The 19,501-nt window shown below is 72.8% G+C and carries 16 protein-coding genes and 1 pseudogene; 9 read left to right on the top strand and 8 right to left on the bottom strand.

Annotation, left to right across the window (positions count from 1 at the left end):
• Nucleotide 1: 1 nt before the first annotated feature.
• The 4 genes from ACIBI9_RS46705 to ACIBI9_RS46690 are packed head-to-tail and all read left to right on the top strand — an operon-like array spanning nucleotide 2 to nucleotide 5,217.
• A complete protein-coding gene (locus ACIBI9_RS46705) occupies nucleotides 2-1,837 on the top strand; it encodes a hypothetical protein (protein WP_397232780.1) in 1,836 nt (611 codons plus the stop codon).
• On the top strand, nucleotides 1,827-2,804 hold the full coding sequence (locus tag ACIBI9_RS46700) for a hypothetical protein (RefSeq protein WP_397232778.1): 978 nt from the start codon (nucleotides 1,827-1,829) through the stop codon (nucleotides 2,802-2,804). Before ACIBI9_RS46705 ends, ACIBI9_RS46700 begins: the two co-directional genes overlap by 11 nt.
• Complete coding sequence (locus ACIBI9_RS46695; RefSeq protein ID WP_397232777.1) at nucleotides 2,801-3,805, top strand: hypothetical protein; 1,005 nt, start codon at nucleotides 2,801-2,803, stop codon at nucleotides 3,803-3,805. Before ACIBI9_RS46700 ends, ACIBI9_RS46695 begins: the two co-directional genes overlap by 4 nt.
• On the top strand, nucleotides 3,805-5,217 hold the full coding sequence (locus ACIBI9_RS46690; protein WP_397232775.1) for a hypothetical protein: 1,413 nt from the start codon (nucleotides 3,805-3,807) through the stop codon (nucleotides 5,215-5,217). Before ACIBI9_RS46695 ends, ACIBI9_RS46690 begins: the two co-directional genes overlap by 1 nt.
• Before the next feature lie 7 nt (nucleotides 5,218-5,224).
• Here the strand turns inward: ACIBI9_RS46690 and ACIBI9_RS46685 are convergent, their stop codons facing one another.
• Nucleotides 5,225-7,759: a LuxR C-terminal-related transcriptional regulator gene (locus ACIBI9_RS46685; protein WP_397232773.1), complete on the bottom strand. Its 2,535-nt coding sequence runs from the start codon at nucleotides 7,757-7,759 to the stop codon at nucleotides 5,225-5,227.
• Between the two features lie 67 nt (nucleotides 7,760-7,826).
• Here ACIBI9_RS46685 and ACIBI9_RS46680 point away from each other — a divergent pair, with 67 nt between their 5' ends.
• The 3 genes from ACIBI9_RS46680 to ACIBI9_RS46670 are packed head-to-tail and all read left to right on the top strand — an operon-like array spanning nucleotide 7,827 to nucleotide 10,506.
• Entirely contained in the window at nucleotides 7,827-8,924 is a 1,098-nt protein-coding gene (locus ACIBI9_RS46680) for a hypothetical protein (RefSeq protein ID WP_397232771.1), read from the top strand.
• A gap of 50 nt (nucleotides 8,925-8,974) precedes the next feature.
• Complete coding sequence (locus tag ACIBI9_RS46675; RefSeq protein WP_397232769.1) at nucleotides 8,975-9,568, top strand: RNA polymerase sigma factor; 594 nt, start codon at nucleotides 8,975-8,977, stop codon at nucleotides 9,566-9,568.
• Complete coding sequence (locus tag ACIBI9_RS46670; protein WP_397232767.1) at nucleotides 9,568-10,506, top strand: CU044_5270 family protein; 939 nt, start codon at nucleotides 9,568-9,570, stop codon at nucleotides 10,504-10,506. The genes ACIBI9_RS46675 and ACIBI9_RS46670 overlap by 1 nt, the downstream gene beginning before the upstream one ends.
• A gap of 55 nt (nucleotides 10,507-10,561) precedes the next feature.
• Here ACIBI9_RS46670 and ACIBI9_RS46665 read toward each other — a convergent pair whose 3' ends face one another.
• The gene (locus ACIBI9_RS46665) at nucleotides 10,562-11,113 is read right to left on the bottom strand and encodes a TetR/AcrR family transcriptional regulator (protein ID WP_397232765.1); all 552 of its coding nucleotides are present in this window, start codon (nucleotides 11,111-11,113) and stop codon (nucleotides 10,562-10,564) included.
• Between the two features lie 122 nt (nucleotides 11,114-11,235).
• Here ACIBI9_RS46665 and ACIBI9_RS46660 point away from each other — a divergent pair, with 122 nt between their 5' ends.
• Nucleotides 11,236-12,426 (top strand): serine hydrolase domain-containing protein, encoded by a 1,191-nt coding sequence (locus tag ACIBI9_RS46660; RefSeq protein WP_397232763.1) that lies wholly within the window; start codon nucleotides 11,236-11,238, stop codon nucleotides 12,424-12,426.
• Between the two features lie 56 nt (nucleotides 12,427-12,482).
• Here the strand turns inward: ACIBI9_RS46660 and ACIBI9_RS46655 are convergent, their stop codons facing one another.
• From ACIBI9_RS46655 to ACIBI9_RS46640, 4 genes are all read right to left on the bottom strand, one after another.
• Entirely contained in the window at nucleotides 12,483-12,824 is a 342-nt protein-coding gene (locus ACIBI9_RS46655) for an Lsr2 family protein (protein WP_185077364.1), read from the bottom strand.
• A gap of 642 nt (nucleotides 12,825-13,466) precedes the next feature.
• A complete protein-coding gene (locus ACIBI9_RS46650; protein WP_397232761.1) occupies nucleotides 13,467-14,939 on the bottom strand; it encodes a multicopper oxidase family protein in 1,473 nt (490 codons plus the stop codon).
• 80 nt (nucleotides 14,940-15,019) lie between these two features.
• Nucleotides 15,020-16,894: a sensor histidine kinase gene (locus tag ACIBI9_RS46645; RefSeq protein WP_397232759.1), complete on the bottom strand. Its 1,875-nt coding sequence runs from the start codon at nucleotides 16,892-16,894 to the stop codon at nucleotides 15,020-15,022.
• Nucleotides 16,885-17,490: a response regulator transcription factor gene (locus tag ACIBI9_RS46640; protein WP_397232757.1), complete on the bottom strand. Its 606-nt coding sequence runs from the start codon at nucleotides 17,488-17,490 to the stop codon at nucleotides 16,885-16,887. Before ACIBI9_RS46640 ends, ACIBI9_RS46645 begins: the two co-directional genes overlap by 10 nt.
• 139 nt (nucleotides 17,491-17,629) lie before the next feature.
• On the opposite strand from ACIBI9_RS46640, the gene ACIBI9_RS46635 reads away from it, so the two are divergent.
• A complete protein-coding gene (locus tag ACIBI9_RS46635; protein WP_397232755.1) occupies nucleotides 17,630-18,517 on the top strand; it encodes a slipin family protein in 888 nt (295 codons plus the stop codon).
• Nucleotides 18,518-18,681: 164 nt separating this feature from the next.
• Here the strand turns inward: ACIBI9_RS46635 and ACIBI9_RS46630 are convergent, their stop codons facing one another.
• Nucleotides 18,682-19,266 carry a putative glycolipid-binding domain-containing protein gene (locus ACIBI9_RS46630; RefSeq protein WP_397232753.1) on the bottom strand — a complete coding sequence of 195 codons (585 nt, stop codon included), beginning with the start codon at nucleotides 19,264-19,266 and terminating at the stop codon, nucleotides 18,682-18,684.
• 32 nt (nucleotides 19,267-19,298) lie between these two features.
• Nucleotides 19,299-19,427: pseudogene (locus ACIBI9_RS46625) on the bottom strand (DUF1932 domain-containing protein); the annotation flags it as partial.
• Nucleotides 19,428-19,501 lie beyond the last annotated feature (74 nt).

The following is a 19,501-nucleotide window of genomic DNA, read 5'->3' as shown; positions in this document are numbered from 1 at the left end:
CATGGTCGTCGTGCTCGACCTGCGCAAGGGTGAGCTGGAGCGGCTCGGCGCCCAGGTCCTGGTGGTGGCCGACACCGAGCGCCTGGCCGGCGCCCAGCGGGTGCTCCAGGACGTCTTCAGCTCGCGCCTGGTCAGGTCGGTGCTCGTCCTGGCGGTGGGCCCCGACCTGCGCCTGCCCCCCGTCCTGGGTGGGGAGAGCCGCAGGGTGCTCTGGGTGAGCGACCCCTGCGGCATCCTCTGGAACGCCGACACCGGCGAGGCGGCCCACGGGCCCGGGGTGAGCGCGGAGGCCATCCTGATCGACCTGCTCACCCAGCCGGAGGTCTTCGACGAAGTGGTCAACGGCCTGGGCGACATCCCGTACGGCACCGCCTCGCCCGGCTGGCGCATCGTGGCAGGCCGGATCGACCCCGAGGTGCTCGGCCAGGCCTTCCGCGAGGTGGCCGAACGCTTCGACGGGCCCGTCCAGCAGGACACGGCCACCTTCAGCTCGCCGCTGGCCACCGCGCTCCCCGTGCTCAGCGGCACCGTCGACCTGCCCTCCGACCTCCTCGACGCGTTCATCCCCGAGGGCCCGCTGGACCGGCTCTACCGGAGCGCCGCCGAGCGGATCGACCAGGCGGCCCGCGCCCTGGACGACCTCGGCTACTTCCACAACGCCCGGGCCCGGGCCGCGATCGTCGACAAGGTGATCGCCGCGGGGCGGGCGCTCGCCGAGTTCCGCGACACCGTCGCGCGGCTCTTCGAGGAGATCGACCACAGCGACGAGAACGCCGCCGAGCGGCTGGCCGCGCACGGGATCAGGTTCGCCGTGCCCGCCGACATGGGCCACGCCCAGATCGTCGGCGAGCTGCGCGCCGACCTGGAGGCGGCCCTGGCCGAGCGCAAGAGCGTGCTGCGGATGGTCTCGCGCTTCCGCCTGCTGGCCGACCACAGCGCGCCCATCGGCAGCCGCGCCTTCGTCGGCGACCTCTGGCGGGCCTGCCCGGACGAGCTGCTCAACGCGCTGCACGCGCCCGCCGAGTTCCCCGCCACGTTCCTGCCCCGCTTCGTCTTCTGGCGGCGCTCGCGGGCGTGGTGGCGCGAGCAGCTCTGCCTCGGACCGGCCAGGACCGCCCTCGACGACCTGCGCTCGATGCTCGAACGGGTCGCGGCCAGCGAGTGGATGCTCGGCCAGGCCCGCATGCACACCTCCGACGCGTCCCGCACGCTGGCGGCGGCGCTGAACGAGATCTGCGCGCAGGTCTCCTGGACGCTGACCGACTGGAGCAAGGCCGAGACCGGCCAGGCCGCCGCGAGCCCGGCGCTCGACGAGGAGGTCACCCTACGGCTGCGCGACCGCGGCGGCCAGCTGCGCGAGGTCATCACCGGCGACCTCGTCGACGCGGTCGCGAGCTGGCTGGAGCCCGCCTGGACCTCCCTCGAACAGGGCGCCTACCGGGACGCGCAGGTGGGGCTGGACCGCCGGATCGACGAAACGTTGCGCCAGTACCGCTACCACCTGACCCACCGCGGCGTCCAGGAACGCCCCGGCTTCGGCACCGGCGACACCGGCCGCCAGGAGCTCGTCGACGCGGTCTGGCGGCAGTCCAACCAGGTCGTGCGCGCGCTGCGCGCCGAGGCGAACGGCCAGATGCTGCAACTGTGCGGCGACCGCGACCTGGCGATGCTGCTGCGGCAGGCGTACGCGGTGCGCTTCGCGCCCAGGGCCGTGCGTGGGCAGGGAAACCCGCCCGACGTCGTGTGGACCCGGTCAGGACAGTACGCCGGCACCCTGCGCCTGGTGCCGCTGCGCCCCGGGACGGTCGAGGAGAACTGGAGCGAGGATGGAACCTGAGCCGCTGACCTTCTTCACTCCCGACGGCGACCGCGTGACCTGGGAAGTGGAGGCGGAGCCGGACCACGACCCCTTCGAGCGCCGGCTGACCCTCGTCGTCCAGGGCACCAAGATCGTGCAGCGGCGGGTGCCCCGCGCGGAGGGGCGCGACCGCGAATACCTCTACGAGCTGCTGGAGAACGAGGCCCGGATGGGCGCCAGGCTGCTCACCCGGCTGCGGCGGGCCTACCCCGTCGAGCTGCCCCGGCTGATGGGCTACAGCCTGGACGAGGAGGAGCCCTTCGTGCTGCTCTCCGACCACCGGGGCGAGCCGGTCACCCGCTTCGCAGGGGCGCTGCTGATCGCCGAGCAGCGGGCCCTGCAGGCCAGCCTCTTCCGCGCCGTGCGCATCCTGTCGGCCTGCGACATCGTCCACCGGCGCATCGACCCGGGCACCGTGCGCTGGGACGGCACCGCCGTACAGCTCACCGACCTCAGCCACGCCACGCTGGTCGGCAACCGCCGGCTGCGGCTGGGCGAGGCCCCCTACGCCGCGCCGGAGCAGCGCGCGGGCACCGGCCGCGCCTCCACCGCCGACGACCTCTGGAGCGCCGGCATGGTGATCTACCGCACGGTCACCGCCCGCGAGGTCGCCGACCGCCCCGACCTCACCGCCGCCCCGGCGCTGCAGCCCATCCACGACGTCTTCTCCGGTCAGCCGCCGTCGGCCCTGGAGGTGCTCGACCGGCTGCGGGAGCCGGATCCGATGCGGTCCATCCCCGCCGAACAGGACCTCAGGCTGGAGGAGGGCCGCGTCGCCTTCGACCGGGCCCGCGAAGCCAAGCGCGAGCCGGACGTGGAACAACCTCCGCCCGTCACCCGGATCGAGCAGGTGCCGCGGGAGCAGCCGCAGAAGTGGTGGGCCCGCTGGCTTCCGCTGGCCGTGCTGATCGCCCTCGTCGTGGTCGTCTGGATGGTGATCCGGTGATCCTCTGCCCGATCTGCCTGCACGAGTTCGCCTGGAGCGAGGACGAGCTCTACGAACGCACCCCGGCGGGCCACTACCAGCGGCTCTCCCTGGAGCACGCAACCGGGGCCCGCCGCGAGGACCTGCTGCGCGGCGCCCACGTCCGCTGCCCGGCGCCGGTGGCCGACCCGAGCCTCGAACACCACCTGCCCTACACCTACGTACGGCACGGCCGCCCGCTGGTGATCGGGCTGGTCGGCGGGCCGGAGACGGGCAAGACCCACCTGCTGGCCTCGATGATCGGCGCCATCGAGCAGGGCGGCCTGCGGCCGTACGGGCTGACCTCGTACGCGGTGGACATCGAGCGGCACGCCGAGTACGTCAACACGTACGTGCATCCGCTGATGGTGGAGCGCACCGCGCTCTCGCGCACCACGCACCGGGCCACCGCCGAGCCGGCCGCCACGCTGCTCGTCAACGACGGCCGGCACACCACCGCGGTGGCCTTCTTCGACATCGCCGGCGAGCTGCTGCGCAGCGCCACCCACGAGGCGACCAGGTTCGTGCCGGCCGTCGGCGGGCTGCTCTTCGTGATCGACGCCGCCACCAGGTCGGCCAGGATGGGCGACGAGTCCTTCCGCGCCGTGCTCGACCGGCTGCCCATGAGCGGCGGGCGGCTGGACATCCCCGCCGTCATCGCGGTCACCAAGAGCGACTCGGTGCGCTTCGAGGCTCCGGTGGACACCTGGCTGTACGACGAGCCCGACCGGCTGGACCAGGTGGACGTCCTGCGGGAGAGCCGCGACGTCTACGCCTTCCTGCACCGGCGCGGCGCGCAGGCGTGGCTCAGCCCTTACGACAAATGCCACAAATGCACCCTGCATTTCGTCTCGGCGACGGGCTCCGCCCCGACCGACGGACGCTTCCCCAGGGGCGTGCGGCCGCGACGCGTCCTGGCGCCCCTGGTCTCGCTCCTCGCGATGACCGGCGTCCTGCGCGGCTATCCGGAGGTGGGGATCTGATGGGGCGTTACTCCAGCGTCGACTGGATCCTGTTCGAGTGGGACGAGCGCCGCACCGGCCTCGGCCCCGTGCGTTCCTCACTGGAGGACACCCGGGGCTGGTACCACCAGCTCGGGCCCTGGCTCGACCCCGGGCCCGCGCCCGGGGTCAGCGTCGCCCGGCTCATGGTCGACGGGCGCGTGGTGGTGCTCTCGCGCACGCGCACCGGCGGCTCGGACAGCAGGCGGACCATCCGGGTCCAGGCGTATCTGGGCGGCTCCGCCGCCAACACCTCGGCGATGCCGAACGTCCGCCAGGCGCTCGCGCTCGCGCCCGGCTGGAGCTCGTTGCTGCCCGCCGACCCGGAGCCGCTCGACCTGGCCGTGCTGCTGCGCCCCTACGCCGACTCCAGCGCGGCACTCGACCGGCGCGCCCGCGCCGAGGCGCCGGCGCTCGCGCCGATCGTCTCCGAAGCGCTGCGCGGGCACCGGGAGTCGCTGTCGGTGGTGGCCCAGGGGGAGGCCGTCGTGCAGCTGTGGGGGCTGGTGGACATCCTGGACCTGGTGCTCGGGCGCTATCCGGAGACGTTCTCCACCTACGAGAGCGACGACCTCAAGCCGGGGGCCGAGGTCATCTTCCTGCAGCAGTGGCCGGGGCCGTCGTCGCGGGCCTCGCACCGGCGGCGCGTCGATCTGCGGGCGCCCGATCAGACTGATCTGTACGGCGAGATCGCGGCCATGGTCGTCGACGCGTACGCGGGCCGGCGGCTGCCGGAGCTGGTCAAGCGGCTGCGGATCAGCGACGGGATGGCGCTGGAGGAGCGGGTCGAGCTGCTCAGGGCCGCCCTGCGCGAGCCGCCGAAGCCCGTACCGGCCGAGCCCCGCGCTCCTCGCCCTCCCGCGCCTTCCGAACCTGGGCCCGCCGCTCCGGAGGGACCTCCCACGGCGTCTCCAGCCCCTCCCCTCGTGAACACGGGCCCTCGGACGCGCGTGCCGAGGGGACGGCCCGCGCCGGGCCCCGCGCCCGCGACGCAGGATGGGCCGCCGCCCGCCTCGGGGACCCGCGCGCCGGTCTCGCCGCCGGCCCGCTCCGAGGCGCAGCCCGTCGCGGTGCGCGACGCCTTCGACTACTTCCTGGCGGAGCTGGCGGAGGCGACCACCGCCGGGGCGGCCCGGGGCATCCTGAGGGACGTCCACGCCTGGGCGCAGACGCGCCCGCCGGCCGACGTACGCTCCCGGCTGCACGCCCTGGTGCCCGAACTGGAGCGGCTGCTGCCCGACGACGAGGTCAACCCGATCCTGCGCGACCTGCTGGACCCGGACGCCCCCGCCGAGGCCGTCAGGTCCGCCTGGCTCGATCCCCGCTGGCTCGTGCTGGCCGCGGTGCTGCTGGTCGTGCTGGTCCTCCAGGTCGTGACGACGATCCTGCGCTGACCACCGGTCAACCGGCCAGCCGGTTCAGCAGGGCGGCCAGGGCGGCGCGGTCGTTGACCCCGGTCTTGTCGTAGACGGCGTACAGGGTGTTGGCCACGGTGCGGACGGACACGACGAGCCGCTCGGCGATCTCGCGGTTGGTCAGCCCCTGGGCGGCCAGCACCGCGATCTCGCGCTGCCTCGGCGTCAGGCTGGGCACGTCGAGGTCCATCAGCGCGAGCGTACGGGCGCCCTGGCAGTGCTGCGAGAGCCGCCAGGCCCGGGTCTGCGCCGCCCGCGTCCCGCGCGCCAGACCGGACTCGCGGTAGCGGGCCGCCGCCTGCGCCGCCGCCTCGGCCGCGTACAGCAGCAGGCCGAGCCGCTCGAAGCCCTCCGAGACCGCGTCGAGCTGCGCGCCGTCGCGGGCGGCGGCGTGCCGCGCGAACAGCGCCACCAGCGGGCCGCCCACGTCGAGCGCGGCCAGCCGCTCGCACACCAGGTCGGCGCGGCCCAGCCGGACGACGTCGTGCAGCAGGAACGGCACGTCGCACGGCAGCGCGCCCTCGGCGGTCTCCAGGCAGAGCTCCACGGCCCCGGCCGCGTCGCCGCGACCGGCCAGCGTCCACGCCCGGGCCAGGCGCAGGGGCACGACGACGGACGGGCCGATCGGCGTCCCCGTCGCCTCCGCCCGCTCCAGCGCCTGCTCGGCGGCGGCGACCTCGCCGAGCAGCGCGTACGCGTGCGCGAGCTCGCCCAGGCACGACCCCGCCTGCACGCTGCGGTCGGGTAGCCGCGCGGCGGTGTCGCGGGCCCACGCGAGGGCGTCGGCGACCCGGCCGCGCAACCGCAGCACGCGGGCCTTCAACGTGCCGAACTCCAGGAGCGCCCGCGTCCAGCTGCCGAACTGGCCGTCCAAGCCGTATCCCTCGTCGGCGAACCGCTCGGCGGCGTCAAGATCGCCTAGCAACAGCCCAGCGTGCGCGGCGTTCTCGGTCAAGGTGGCGGCGAGGCTCCGCATGCCGTCCGGTTCCCGCACGAGCCCGGCCCGGATCTCCGCCACACGGGCCAGACATTCCGCGGCGCGGCCCCGCGCCGCCATGACGGCCACCTCGGCCACGGCCAGCAGGCGTGCGCCGTGCGGGCTGAGCGGCCCCATGTCCCTGGCGCGCGCCAGCAGATCTTCGGCGGCGGCGATCTCACCGGCGAGGACGGCCAGTACGGCCCGCATGATGAACGTGCCCTGCCGCGCTCCGACGTCACGGCCGCGCCGGGTGGTCTCCTCCATGACGGCCCGCGCCCGTGCGACGTCCCCGAGCCCGACGGCCAGGTTCAGCGCCCACTGCACCGCGAGGTCGGTCCTGGCCATCTCGGTCATATCCGCTTCCCACGCGATGGCGGACACCTCGTCGGCCTCGGCGTACCTGCCGGAATAGGACAGCACCGTGGCCAGCGCGGAGAGCGCGGGCGCCCCGCCGCCGGCGTCCACGGCCGCACGCCCGAGCCGTACGGCCAGCTCCAGGTCCCGGACGACCCTGGCGCGCTCGCAGCCGGCCAGCAGCAGCGCGGGATCGCCGGTCATGCCGCCGTCCAGCCGCCAGACGGCCACCCTGAGCACGTCCTCGCGCCGCCGCAGCCCGGCCTCCGAGACCGCCTGCGCCAGGCGGCGCATCATCGTGCGGGCGCGCAGCACCCCGCAGCCGTCCCTGATGACCTCGCCGTACAGGGGGTGCGCGAGCCGCACCTGGAGCCGCCGGCCGTCCGGCTGCACCGTGACGAGCTGCCGGTCCTCCAGGTGCTGGACGGCGTCGAGCGACCCGAGGGCCGCCAGCAGGTCGGCGCCGAGCGGCTCGCCGTACGCCAGCAGCTCCAGCGCCTCCCGCTCCCGCGCGTTCACCTGACCGATGCGGCCCGCGATGGTCTCGCGCAGCGTCGGCGTGATCGTCAGCGGCCCGCTCCACCGCCACACGCCCCCGTCGGCGGCGAGCATCCCGGACAGCACGAGTTCGCGCAGGTAGAGGGCGTTGCCCTGGCTGACGCGCCACAGCCGGGCCACGGTCGCCGACTCCACCTGGCCGCCCAGCGCGGCCTCCAGGACGGCCGCCGTCTCCTCCAGGGAGAACGGCTCCAGCTCCAGCCGCGGCACCAGGTCGTCCTTCCACAGCGCGAGCACCGCGTCCGGCACGGGCGTCCGGCTGCGTAACGTCGCGATCACCCGGGTGCCGTCCCGCGTCACGAGGTGGTGGACGAGCGCGGCCGAGACCGGATCGAGCAGGTGGGCGTCGTCCACCACCAGCACCGGCACACGCAGCGCGGCGGCCGCCCAGCCCAGCGGGTTGCCGGCGGGCGGTGTGGCGGGGAGCAGCGGGGCGAAGGCACCGAGCGGAACCTCCGCGGCGGCCACCGTGGCCCGCGCCCAGGCGACCCCGTCGAGACCGTGCACGGCCTGCGCCGCCAGCCGGCTCTTGCCCGTGCCCGGCGGACCGGCCACGACCACGCCCCTGGAAGCGGACCTGATCTCCGACAATTGCGCCACACGCCCGATGAACGGCCAGGAGCCTGCCACGGCGAAAGCGTATTTGAGTAGGCCATGCTCATGCGAGCGCATTGTCCCGCCCTGCATGCTGGGGCCCATGACCATGGCGCTGACCACCGGCCTGACGGACCTCGTACGGGAGAGCCTCGGCGACCCGCTGGCGGAGATCGCGGAACAACACGTCGAGCTCCTCCACCACGGTCCCGGGTCGCTGTCGACAGCCTCGCTCCACCGCGTGCGCGGCACCACGACCGGCAACGTGAGCTGGTCGTTCTTCGTGAAGTCGATCCACGCGATCAGGCACTCGGCCGGGTTCGCGAAGATTCCCGAGGAGCAGCGGGCCGCCGCGCTCGCACATTTCCCCTGGCGGGCCGACGCCGACGTCTACCTGACCCGTCCCCCGCTTCCCGGCGGGTTGCGGCTGCCCCGGATGTACCGGCTGGACGACCTGGGGGACGACCGGCTGGTCATGTGGCTGGAGGACGTGCGGGTCGCTCCCGCCGCGTGGGACCAGGACCGCTACCACGCCGCCGCCCGCCTGCTCGGCGGCCTGGCCGCCGCACGGCCCGTGGCGGGCCGGTCGTCCGCTCCGCGCGAGCCGCTCAACCGCAGCCTCCGCTATTACTGCGCGGTCCCGGTCGCCAACCTGTTCCTGCCGGCCCTGCGGGACCCGGCGACGTGGCGGCATCCGCTGGTCGCCGCGAACGCCGACCCTCTGCTCCGCGCCGACCTCCTGGCCCTTGCCGACCGGATCGATCCGCTGCTGGAGGCTCTGGACCGCCTTCCGCACACCTTCGTCCACGGCGACGCGAGTCCCATGAACCTGCTGGTTCCCGCCGACGGCTCGGCGGAGTTCGTGGCCATCGACTGGGGCTGGTCACATCCGGCGGCCGTGGGCTTCGATCTCAGCCAGCTCCTCGTCGGCCGGGCCCACACCGGCGACCTCGACCCCGCTGACCTGCCCGCCCTCCACGAGGCGATCGAGGCCGCGTACACCGCCGCGGTGGCCGGCCTCGCGGACCCCGCCGAGGTCTCCTTCGGCTACGCCGCCACCCTCGTGCTGCGCAGCGCCTGGACCGCGATCCCCTTCGAGCTCCTGGGCCAGGCACCCACCCCCGAGCTGCACGACCTGTTCCGCAAGCGGGCCCGGCTCGCCCGGTTCGTCGTCGACCTGGGACGCTCCCTGCTCCCTTAGACGCGGCCGGCGGGTGAGAACCTGATCCGGCCCACCGGGAGACAGCAGGCATGACACGAACACGAGCAGTCGAGAGCGTGGAGGAGGAGGATGACGCAGAGCTCATCCGCCGCTCGCACGACGACCCGGAGTGGTTCGCCGGGATATTCGATCGCTATGTCCGGCAGATCCACCGTTATGCGGCGCGGCGGCTCGGCACCCAGGCGGCCGACGACATCGCGGCGGAGACGTTCCTGATCGCCTTTCGCCGGCGCGCGTCGTACGACCCCTCGCACCAGATGGCCCGGCCGTGGCTGTACGGCATCGCCACCACGCTGATCGCCCGGCACCGGCGCAGCGAGGAGCGGTTCCTGCGGGCGCTGTGCCGTACGGGCGTGGACCCGCTGCCGGAGCCGCTGGCGGACGCGGTCGTCGGCCGGGTCGCGGCCCAGGACAACGACCGCCGGCTGGCAGGGGCGCTGGCGGGACTCTCGCGAGGCGATCGCGACGTGCTGCTGCTGGTGGCCTGGGGCGATCTGTCGTACGAGGAGGTCGCCGGGGCGCTCGCCATCCCGGTCGGGACCGTGCGCTCGCGCCTGCACCGCGCCCGCAAGAAGACCAGGGCCGCTCTTGGCGGCGACGATCCGACGAGAGAGGACGCCTGATGGACGAGATCAAGAACTTCCGCGGCTCCACCCCCACGATCACCCGCCAGGCCGAGGACGCCGCGCGCGCCCGCCTGCTGCGCGCGATGAGCGAGCCGGCGCCCGCGCCCCGCCGGTGGCGCACGCCGCGCCCGGTGTGGAGCATGGCCCTCGCCGCGTCGCTGGCGGTGGCCGTGGGTGTGGGCGTCGCCCTGACCAGGGACGACGACCGGCCGGCCTTCACTCCCGTCGCCAGTGTCCAGGAGCTGAGCGAGCGGGCCGCGAGAGCCGCGGAGACCGACCCGTACAAGACCGTCCCCTCCCCGGGCAAGTGGCTGTACGTCAAGGAGAGCATCGCGCCGCTCCGCGCGGAGCCCGCGCCCGAAGTCGATCGGGACAGGCGGATCACCCTGGAGCTGTGGAACAGCGTGGACGGCAGGCAGACGGCCCTGGACGACGGCAAGGGCAGGCTCGCCATCCACGAGTCCGGCCCCGGCGTCACCGCCGCCGACCTGGCCGAGGAGCCCGTCACTCCCGAGCGGACGCTCGCCCGGATCAAGGCCGCCGTCGCCGCGACCTCGGAACCCGGCGCCGACCAGCCCGCGGAGCAGCGGATCGTCGAGACGATCGCCCAGGTCATGAGCGAGCAGGCGGTCGAGCGGAAGGTACGGGCCGCGCTGTTCCGCGCGTTGCCGATGGTCCAAGGGGTGTCGGTCAGGCAGGACGCCGTGGACGCGGCCGGCCGCCACGGGATCGCGCTCGTCTACACCGGGCCTTGGGAGCGCTTCGAGCTCATTCTGAGCCCGGAGGACTACCGCTTCCTGGGGACGTACGGCGAGACCGTCGCCACCCGCACCTACACCGCCGGACAGCCGCGCGAGGTCAAGGCGGGCACGCCCGTCGTGTGGACCGCGCGCCTGGAGGCCGGGATCGTCGACAAGCCGGGCGAGCGGCCGTAGCCGGTTCCCGCACGGCGGTCCTGCGGCTCCCGTCGCCGCAGGGCCGCCGCTGCCGTCACGGCGAAAGGATCGCGCTCGCGCCGCGCAGCAGCTCGTCCCGGAGTTCGTCGTCCGGGACGTCCGGAAGATGGCTGATCGGGTCGGTGGCCGCGGCGAAGGCCTGGGCGGCCCGTACGCGGCGGCGCCAGTCCGGATCGGGGCCGGCCAGCAGCTCGACGGCCCGGCTGGTGATGTCCACCACGCGCGACATGAGCTCGGTGGTCTCCTCGCCGTAGACGGAGGCGTCGCGGAGCAGCAGCACCATCGTCTCCCGGTGGCCGAGCATGACGTCGACACAGCCGCCGAGCACGCGCTGCCGCACCTCGGCGGGGGTGGGCGCGGCGGCGGCTTCCCGGATCGTGGCGTCGAGCCGGTCGATCGGGGGCCTCACCAGGCAGTCGAGGATCTCGCCCTTGCTGCGGAAGTGGTGGTAAAGCGAGGGCTTGCTGATGCCGACCCGTTCGGCGACGTCCCGCATGCTGGCCGCGCGGTAGGTCTGCGCGGTGAACAGCTCCCGCGCCGCCTCGATGATGCGCAGCCGGGTGTCGGAGGTTTCGTTCGGCGCCAATCGCTGTCCCTCTCTCGGTTCGGGCTGAAAGCATACCCCGATTGCCAACCGTCCGGTCGGTAGGCTAGCGTTCCCGCCACCCGACCGACCGGTAGGTCGGCTCTGACGCGAGGAGCGCGACGATGGCACAGATCGAAGGAACCACCGCCGACGGATTCCAGGCGGTGCGCGAGTCGTTCGAACGGAACTTCACACACGGAGGCGAAGTCGGCGCCGGGCTCACCGTCTACCGGCACGGCAGCCCCGTCGTGGATCTCTGGGGCGGCCACGCCGACCAGGAGACACGCAGGCCCTGGCGGCGCGACACCATCGCCCCCATCGCCTCCACCTGCAAGACGTTCGCCACGGGCGCCGCGCTGGTGCTGGCCGAACGCGGCGAGGTGGACCTGGAGGCCCCCGTGGCCCACTACTGGCCGCAGTTCGCCCAGAACGGCAAGGGCGAGATCACCGTACGGACGCTGCTCAGCCACCGCGCCGGCCTGCCCACCCTGGACAAGCACCCCATCACCTGGGAGGACCTCCGCGACTGGACCCCCATCACCGACGCCCTCGCGGCCGCCGCCCCCGAATGGCCCCCGGGCACCGCGCACGGCTACCACGGCGTCAGCATCGGCCACCTCGCCGGGGAGATCGTCCGCCGCGTCTCCGGGCTCACGCTCAGCGCATTCCTCGAACGCGAGATCACCGGCCCGCTCGGCCTCGACTGCTACGTCCGCGTCCCCGACAGCGCCATGCCGCGCATGGCCACCATGATCGTCCCCGACGCCGACACCATGCGGCTCGGCATGGAAATCCCCGAACTCGCCGACTTCACCAAGGCGCTCAACGACCCCGCCACCCTGTCCTTCCGCGCCTTCTACGGCAGCGTCGCCATCGGCTGGGACGGCACCGACGATCCCCGTACGTACCAGGTGGAGAGCCCGTCGATGGACGGCGTCGCCTCCGCCCACTCCCTGGCCCGCTACTTCGCCGCCCTGATCGGCGAGGTCGACGGCATCCGGCTGCTCGGGCCCGACCTCGTCGACCGGATCCGCACCCCGCAGGCCGACGGGATCGACCAGACCCTGCGGGTGCACACCGCCTGGGGCATCGGCTTCGCCGTGCCCGGCGGCCCGTTCTGGCCCGCGCCCGGGCACATCACCGGGCTGTTCGGCCAGGGCGGCGCCACCGGCTCTTTCGCCTTCGCCGACCCTGTCCGCGGCCTCGCCTTCGGCTACGTCCCCAACCGCGGCTCCGAACTGCTGGAGGGCGGCGACTTCCGGGTCCGCTCACTGGTCGAGGCACTGTACGCCGCCCTGGACGACGCTCGATGACAGGAGCAGGGGCGGTCGGCCAGGACCCGACCGCCCCTGCTCCTGTCCTGAAAGACCTAGTGGGCCGCCTCGTACTGCTCCACGACGGTGGCGGCGATACGGCCACGCTCGCTCACCGGCAGCCCCTGGGCCTTCGCCCACCGCCTGATCTCAGTGGACTTCTCACGGGTGACGGCCCGCGAAGTGCCGGCGCCACCGCGTCGGCCACGAACACCTCGCTCGGCGCGGACCGCGCGAGCCTTGGTGATAAAGGGAGCGAGAGCCTTCTCCAGCTTCTCCCGGTTGGAGCCCGACAGGTCGATCTCGTAGCTGGTGCCGTCGAGAGCGAACCTTGTGGTCCCCTCGGCGTCACTGCCGTCGATGTCATCGACAAAGGACTCAACAATGCGCTTCGCCATGATGCTGCTCCGATTACGTAATGGTTGCAGGTACTGTAGCTCCCTTCAGCAGATCACGCACCTCCTTGCGGCGCGGTGCTGACACAATCGAACTTCGCGATCGTGTCCCGCACTACAACGCCTTTCGCTGTTGTGACGCGGTTTTCGCGCTTCTCGTGCCCGGCATTCATCGGCGACGCCCCGGCCCATGGCCGGGCAGGGAACATACCAGGACCCGACCTGCGCGAGGCTCGCCCAAAGACCTGCCCGAGATCCCTTCTGCCCTTCTCACCAGTGATAAGCCATCAACAACCGGCGACATCCCCGGCATCGGACGCCCACGGCCGCCATCCCGCCTCCTCCGGCACGCGGGCGCGAGACGCCTTTGCCCCGGACCGCCCGCGCCCACGGCGATCCTGCGCTCCGGCCCCCGCTCTCAGCAACCTAGTCGCAAGTGCGTCCGTCCCGCGGTCAATAGCGATGAATCCGCTATGTTGAAGTTCGATTCAAAGGTTTGCCGGGCCATATCAGGTATTGGCCGAGAACCGCAACTCGAGCCGGCCGCACCGCACCGACGTTTACCAGATTCGCATGCGCCGACTCAGCCGGATCCGCCCTTTACAAAGTAGATTTTCAGCCGTTTCGGGGCCACCGGCGCACTCGCTACATGTGGTGGGCGGCGATCGTGCGCGGTGTCCGGTCCTCGGTGCCGGGCCGCACGATCACGAACTGCCCCATCATTCCGGAGTCCTCGTGCCGGAGGATGTGGCAGTGGTACATGTACGGCGTGGCCGGATCGGTGAACCGGCCGAACCGCACCGCGAGCCGTACCGTGCTCTTCGGCGGCACGTAGACGGTGTCCTTGTGGCCGCTCGCGTACGCGGGCGGTTTCTCCCCGTCCACGTCGAGCACCTGGAGGGCCACCTCGTGGATGTGGAAGTTGTGGGCGTAGACGGTGTTCTCGATCTCCCAGATCTCGGTGGCTCCGGCGGGGACCACCTCGTCGATGCGCGACAGGTCCATTTCCTTGCCGTTGATGGCGTCGTGGCCGTTGAGCCGGAACCGGCGGACCCTGGCGCCCGGGGGCGCCGTGATCGGGGCGGTGTCGGCCAGGCGCGCAGGCAGGGGCGGGGAGGCGGCGAGCCGCGGCGCCGCGACGATCTTCAGGAGGTCGAAGTCGCCCTCGTCGATGTCGTCCGACCCCGAGAGCGTGCGCAGGAGGACCTGCTCGCCGGCGGCGAAGGCGGCGACGATCTCCACGCGCTCGCCCGGCGTCAGGGAGATCCGGTCGACGGGGACGGGCGCGGCGAGCAGTCCCTGGTCGTTGCCGACGACGTGGAACCCGCGGCGGTCGGCGAAGGAGAGGTGGTACATGCGGGCGTTGGAGCCGTTGAGGACCCGGAAGCGCACCCGTTCGGTGGTGACCTCGAGGAACGGGCCGTAGGTGCCGTTGACCAGCATGTGGTCACCCAGGATGCCGAAGGTGCCCTTGAGCGGGTCGCCCGCCGGCGAGCCGTCCGGCGCGAACCTTTTGTCCTGCAGGATGAGCGGGATGTCGTCGACCCCGTACCTCTCCGGCAACCCCGTCGGGCGGTCGTCGTCGATGATGAACATGCCCGCGAGCCCGCGATAGGTGTGCGTGGCCGTCCTGCCGTGCGGATGCGGGTGGTACCAGGAGGTGGCGGCCGGCTGGTCGATGGTCCAGTGCGGTGTCCACGTGGCGCCCGGCTCGATCGTCTGGTGCGGTCCGCCGTCCATCTCCGCCGGGAGCCGCAGGCCGTGCCAGTGCACCGTGCTGGCCTCCTGGAGCCGGTTGGTGACCGCCATCCGGACCCTGTCCCCCCGGGACGCCCGGATGGTCGGCCCGAGGAAGGAGCCGTTGAACCCCCAGGTGCCGGCCAGCGCGCCGGGCAGGATCGCGGTCCGGCCGCGCTGCATGGTCAGGTCGAACCTGCGCACCCCGTCCTTGCCCGCCTTCGGCTCCAGCAGGGGCGGGATGCGCAGGCGGGTGCGGAAGGCCGGCTTGCCCGCGGGACGGACGGCGTCGGCCGGCGAGTCCGCGCCGCAGGCCGCGGCGACGCTCGAAAGGGCCGCCAGCGTGAGGAAGTGCCGGCGCTTCATGCCGTCCACGTGCATCAGTCCGATTCAGTCGATCTTCGTCGTCGCTGAGCAGTGTGGACGTCCGGCGGCGTGACGGACCAGTCGCCGGATTCACCTCACGGAATGAGAATTTCATGATCGGCCGGCAGGTCCGCGCGCAGCTCGAAACGGCCGGGCGTCCGCTCGGTGACGAGCTCGCCGGCGGCGTCCTGCAGGCGGGTGCGCAGATTGCGCAGGCCGCTGCCGCTCGCCCGGAGGCCGTCGCCCTGCGGGCCGCTCGCCCGCGGGCCGTCCTCCTGCGGGCCGTCCTCCTGCGGGCCGTCCTCCGGCGGGCCGTACGGCACCCCGTCGTTGGCGACGCGCAGCCGTACCCGTCCGTCCTCGGTGGCCACCTCGATGTGGCATTCGGCGGGCGTGCTGTGCCTGAGCACGTTGGTGACCGCCTCGCGCAGCACCACCGCCAGCAGCGCGTCCAGCGCGGCGGGCACGCGATCGGCCGTGACGCGGACGCGCGCACCCGCCGACTCCAGCGCGGCCCTCGCCGAGTCCAGCTCGCCCGCCAGGGACAGGTGTCCCCGCGGACCGCTCAACCGGGTCACCTCGGCGGCCGAGGCGCGGGCGGTCTCGGCCAGCCGGGCCAGCTGCTCGGCCGCCCGCGGCGGGTCGGCGCCGAGCAGCCGCAGCACCAGCTCGGCGTGCAGCGTGATCGCGGTCAGGCCGCGCCCGAGCAGGTCGTGGACGTCCCTGCCGACTTTGAGGCGTTCCTGGAGCGCTGCCATCTCGACGAGCTGCGCGCGGGTCCGCCGGAGTTCGGTGACGAGCGCGGCGAGCCGGGTCAGCCCATAGACCGCCAGAGCCACCGAGAGCGTGCTGCAGCCGGCGTACACCCCGCTGACCGGGTCCCAGCGCAGCACGCCGTCCACGAGGCTGACCCCGACGATGACCGCGCACAGCGCCCAGGAGGCCGGTGCCGCCACGTGGAGCAGCACCAGCCCGCCGAGGAAGCCCGACACGATCAGGCCGGACTCCCCGCCGAGCGCCACGGGCAGGTACGTGGCCAGGGCCTGGAGCGCCATCGTCCATGCCCAGTGCCGCGGGCGAGCGCCTGAGCGGGCCGTGGCCAGATGCCACAGTTGCAGGCCGAAGGTCACCGGCAGCAGCGCCAGACCGGCCCTGGTCCCAATGGCGTCGCCTGTGGTGGCGTTGAACACCGCCTGCCCCATGAAGATGAGATGCACCACGACGAGCACCGGCGTGGCCAGCCGCAGGATCGGCCGGTCGCCGGCGGGGAGCGGGCTCGGGACCGCGGCGCGGGAGGCGGGCAGGGAACGCATCCGGTCGAGCGTGCGCCGTGCCACGGTGAGCGCCTGCGCGGTCAGCTCTCTGGCGGCCTCGCCTTCGTGGCGCCTGGCCCGTTCGGCCAGTTCCTCGATCGTCGACAGGCCGGTCAGGAGCAGGCCGCGGGTGTGGCGCCACAACCGGAGCCGTTCGACCTCCTCCGCCCGGGCGGCGAGCTCGCCGCGTTCCTGCCGCACCCTGGCGAGCAGGTCCGCGAGGTGGCTGAGCCCGTACAGCATCAGGCCGAGAGTGATCGGCGCCACGGACATGTGGTAGACGTCGACGGGTTCACGTCCCAGCAGGACCCCGGTGACGCCCTCCAGGGCCGAGATCAGCACGAAGAGGGGCCAGGCGAGAGGACCCCTGACGACCAGGAGCACCGAACCCGCGACGAAGGCCGACGCGCCCGTCCACCACGCCTGAGGTGTGATCAGCAACGGCAGATAGTTGCACACCGCCTGAGCGGCCAGGAGCACCCCGCGCGGGACCCACCGCCTGCCCGGCAGGGAGATCGGCAGCTGGAGGAGGACGACGAGCGTGATCCCGGCGACGACCACGGTGGCGTCCGTGCCCCGGTCGAGGTGGGACGTCACCCGGATCACCCAGGAGGCGCACACGAACCAGACGAGCACGCCGGCAGGGTTCAGAGCCACCCGGCGTCCGTGGCGATCCGGACCGCGTGCAGCCGGTTGCGGGCGTTCAGCTTGGTGACGATCGCGGTCAAGTAGTTGCGTACGGTCCCCAGGGACAGGAACAGCTGCCGGGCGATCTCCTCCAGCTCGGTCCCCTCGGCGAAACGGCGCAGCACGTCGAGCTCGCGCTCGGTGAGCGGGCTCTCCACCACCTCCAGCGCGGCCACGGCGAGCTGGGGATCGATCACCCGCTCACCCGCCGCGACCCGTCTGATCGCGTCGGCCAGCCGATCCGGAGGGGCGTCCTTGACCACGAACCCGGACGCCTGGGCGGCGAAGGCCTTCCGGACGTTTCCGGGACGGCCGAAACTCGTCACGACCAGCACCCGGCAGCGCGGCAGCCGCCTGCGCAGCTCCGCCGCGGCGGTGAGCCCGTCGACGCCGGGCAGCTCGACGTCGATCACCGCCACGTCCGGCGCGTGCTCCAGCGCCAGGGGCACGATCTCGTCACCGGTCGCGGCCTCCGCGACCACCTTGATGTCGGGTTCGAGCTCGAGCAGTGCGACCAGCGCTCCTCGGACCATGTGCATGTCCTCGGCGAGCAAGACCCGGATCATCCATCGCCCCTACTATCAGGACCCCCACTTTCGTCCCATTTCTACCATCTCGTGAGATCTTCACTTTCGATCATGAAGAAGCTCGGGGCGCTCTCCTGTTCGAACGGGCCTACGCTCGAAGTATGGGAGGGGGGCCATTATGGTTACCGACATCATCCTGGGTTTCCTCGCGACCATCGCCATATTGACCGGGTTCGGGGGCGTCAGGATCGTCAATCAGGTCGAGCGCGGCATCGTGTTCCGCTTCGGCCGGGCGCAGAAGGAGATCCGCCGGCCGGGAGTCGCCTTGCTCATCCCGATAGTCGACCGGATGAAGAAGGTGAACGTGCAGATCGTCACGATGCCGGTGCCGACGCAGGAGGGCATCACGCGTGACAACGTGTCGGTCCAGGTCGACGCCGTCGCCTACTTCCGGGTGCAGGACCCGCTGCGGGCGGCCGTCGAGGTGCAGAACTACCTGTTCGCGGTGGAGCAGGTGGCGCAGACGTCGCTGCGCTCCATCATCGGCAAGAGCGAGCTGGACGATCTGCTCTCCAACCGCGAGGAGCTGAACAAGGGCCTCGCACTCATGATCGACAGCCCGGCGCTCGGCTGGGGCATCCACATCGACCGCGTGGAGATCAAGGACGTCACGCTTCCCGAGTCCATGAAACGCTCCGTGGCCCGCCAGGCCGAGGCCGAGCGGGAGCGCCGCGCCCGCGTGATCACCGCGGACGGCGAGTTCCAGGCCGCCCAGAAGCTCGCCGACGCCTCCGCGATCATGGCCCACACGCCGAGCGCCCTGCAGCTGCGGCTCCTGCAGACGGTCGTCGAGGTGGCGGCCGAGAAGACCTCCACGCTGGTGATGCCGCTGCCGGTGGAGGTGCTGCGCTTCTTCGACCGCGGCGGGCCCGGCTCCCCCGCGCGGGAGGGGTCGACGGAGCCGGCCCCGGTCGAGGAGACCGCGCCGTCTCCGCAGCTGACGCCGCCCGACGAGCTCACCAAGATCCTCGGCCTGCGCGAGACGGCGAACCGCCCCGACTCCTGACCCCGGGACCGATCGACGACCACGCCCGCCGCCAGGCCGCTGCCCGGTTGCTCACCGTCAGCGTCAGCGTCACCGACGCTGGGCGTACCGAAGAGGCGCGACGGAAGCCGGTGCGGCGGTTGCCGTCCAGCTGGAGCCTTGGGAGCGGAAGAGCGGGCGGCCGCTCAGGCGGCTCGGACGGCGAGGCCCGGATAGTCGAGGACGAGGCCGGACCCGTCGTAGACCAGGTGGCAGGCGACGTCGAAGACCGGCGCCGCGTAGTCGTAGCGCTGCCGCCCCTCCTCGTCGGCCAGCCGGGCATAGCGCTGCTCGAGCCGCTCGACGGCCAGGTCGGCGGCCCGGACGAAGGCCGCCGGAGCCGGCGAGGCGGCGCCCACGCCGAGGCCCATGCGATGCACGGGGAACGCGTTGGTCAGGGCCGACGACTCGAGATCGACGTCGAGGCAGCCGTCCAGCCAGGACGCCGGCGCGCCGTCCACGCGCCAGCGCCCCGCCCCGTCGGTCTCCAGGAGGATCTGGCGCCGGCCCCCGGCGGAACGGCTCGCGAGCCGGGCTGAGCGCGTGGCCCAGCTCGCGTCGAGCTCGATGACGTAGTCGACGACCCAGGTGCGGCCCTCCTCGACCGCGGTCGTGCACCCCTCGACGCGATATCCGTCCGGCAGCGGCCGGAAGTAGACCACCTCGAAGCCGGTGCGCGCGGCGAGATGCCGCCAGGCTGCCGTGTCAGGCGGTGGCGCGAAGGTCGTCATGGGCCGAGCATGTCATCGCCCACCGACAGGTTTCAGCCGGTGGACAGGCGGCGGAGGGTCCGCTCGGCCGCGCGGGTCATCTCGGCGGGCACACCGAGGACGTCCAGGTAGGCGGCGGTGCCGCGCATCTCCATGGCCCACCGACGCCATGGAGTGGGCGTCCGGGGCGGGCACGGGCGCGCTGATGCCCGAGCTGCCGAGCACGCGTTCGTTCATGGAGAAGCGGTAGCCGCGT

Source organism: Nonomuraea sp. NPDC050451 (genome assembly GCF_044458585.1).
The sequence above is the reverse complement of the archived record's forward strand: the minus strand, read 5'-3'. Positions and strand labels throughout refer to the sequence as shown.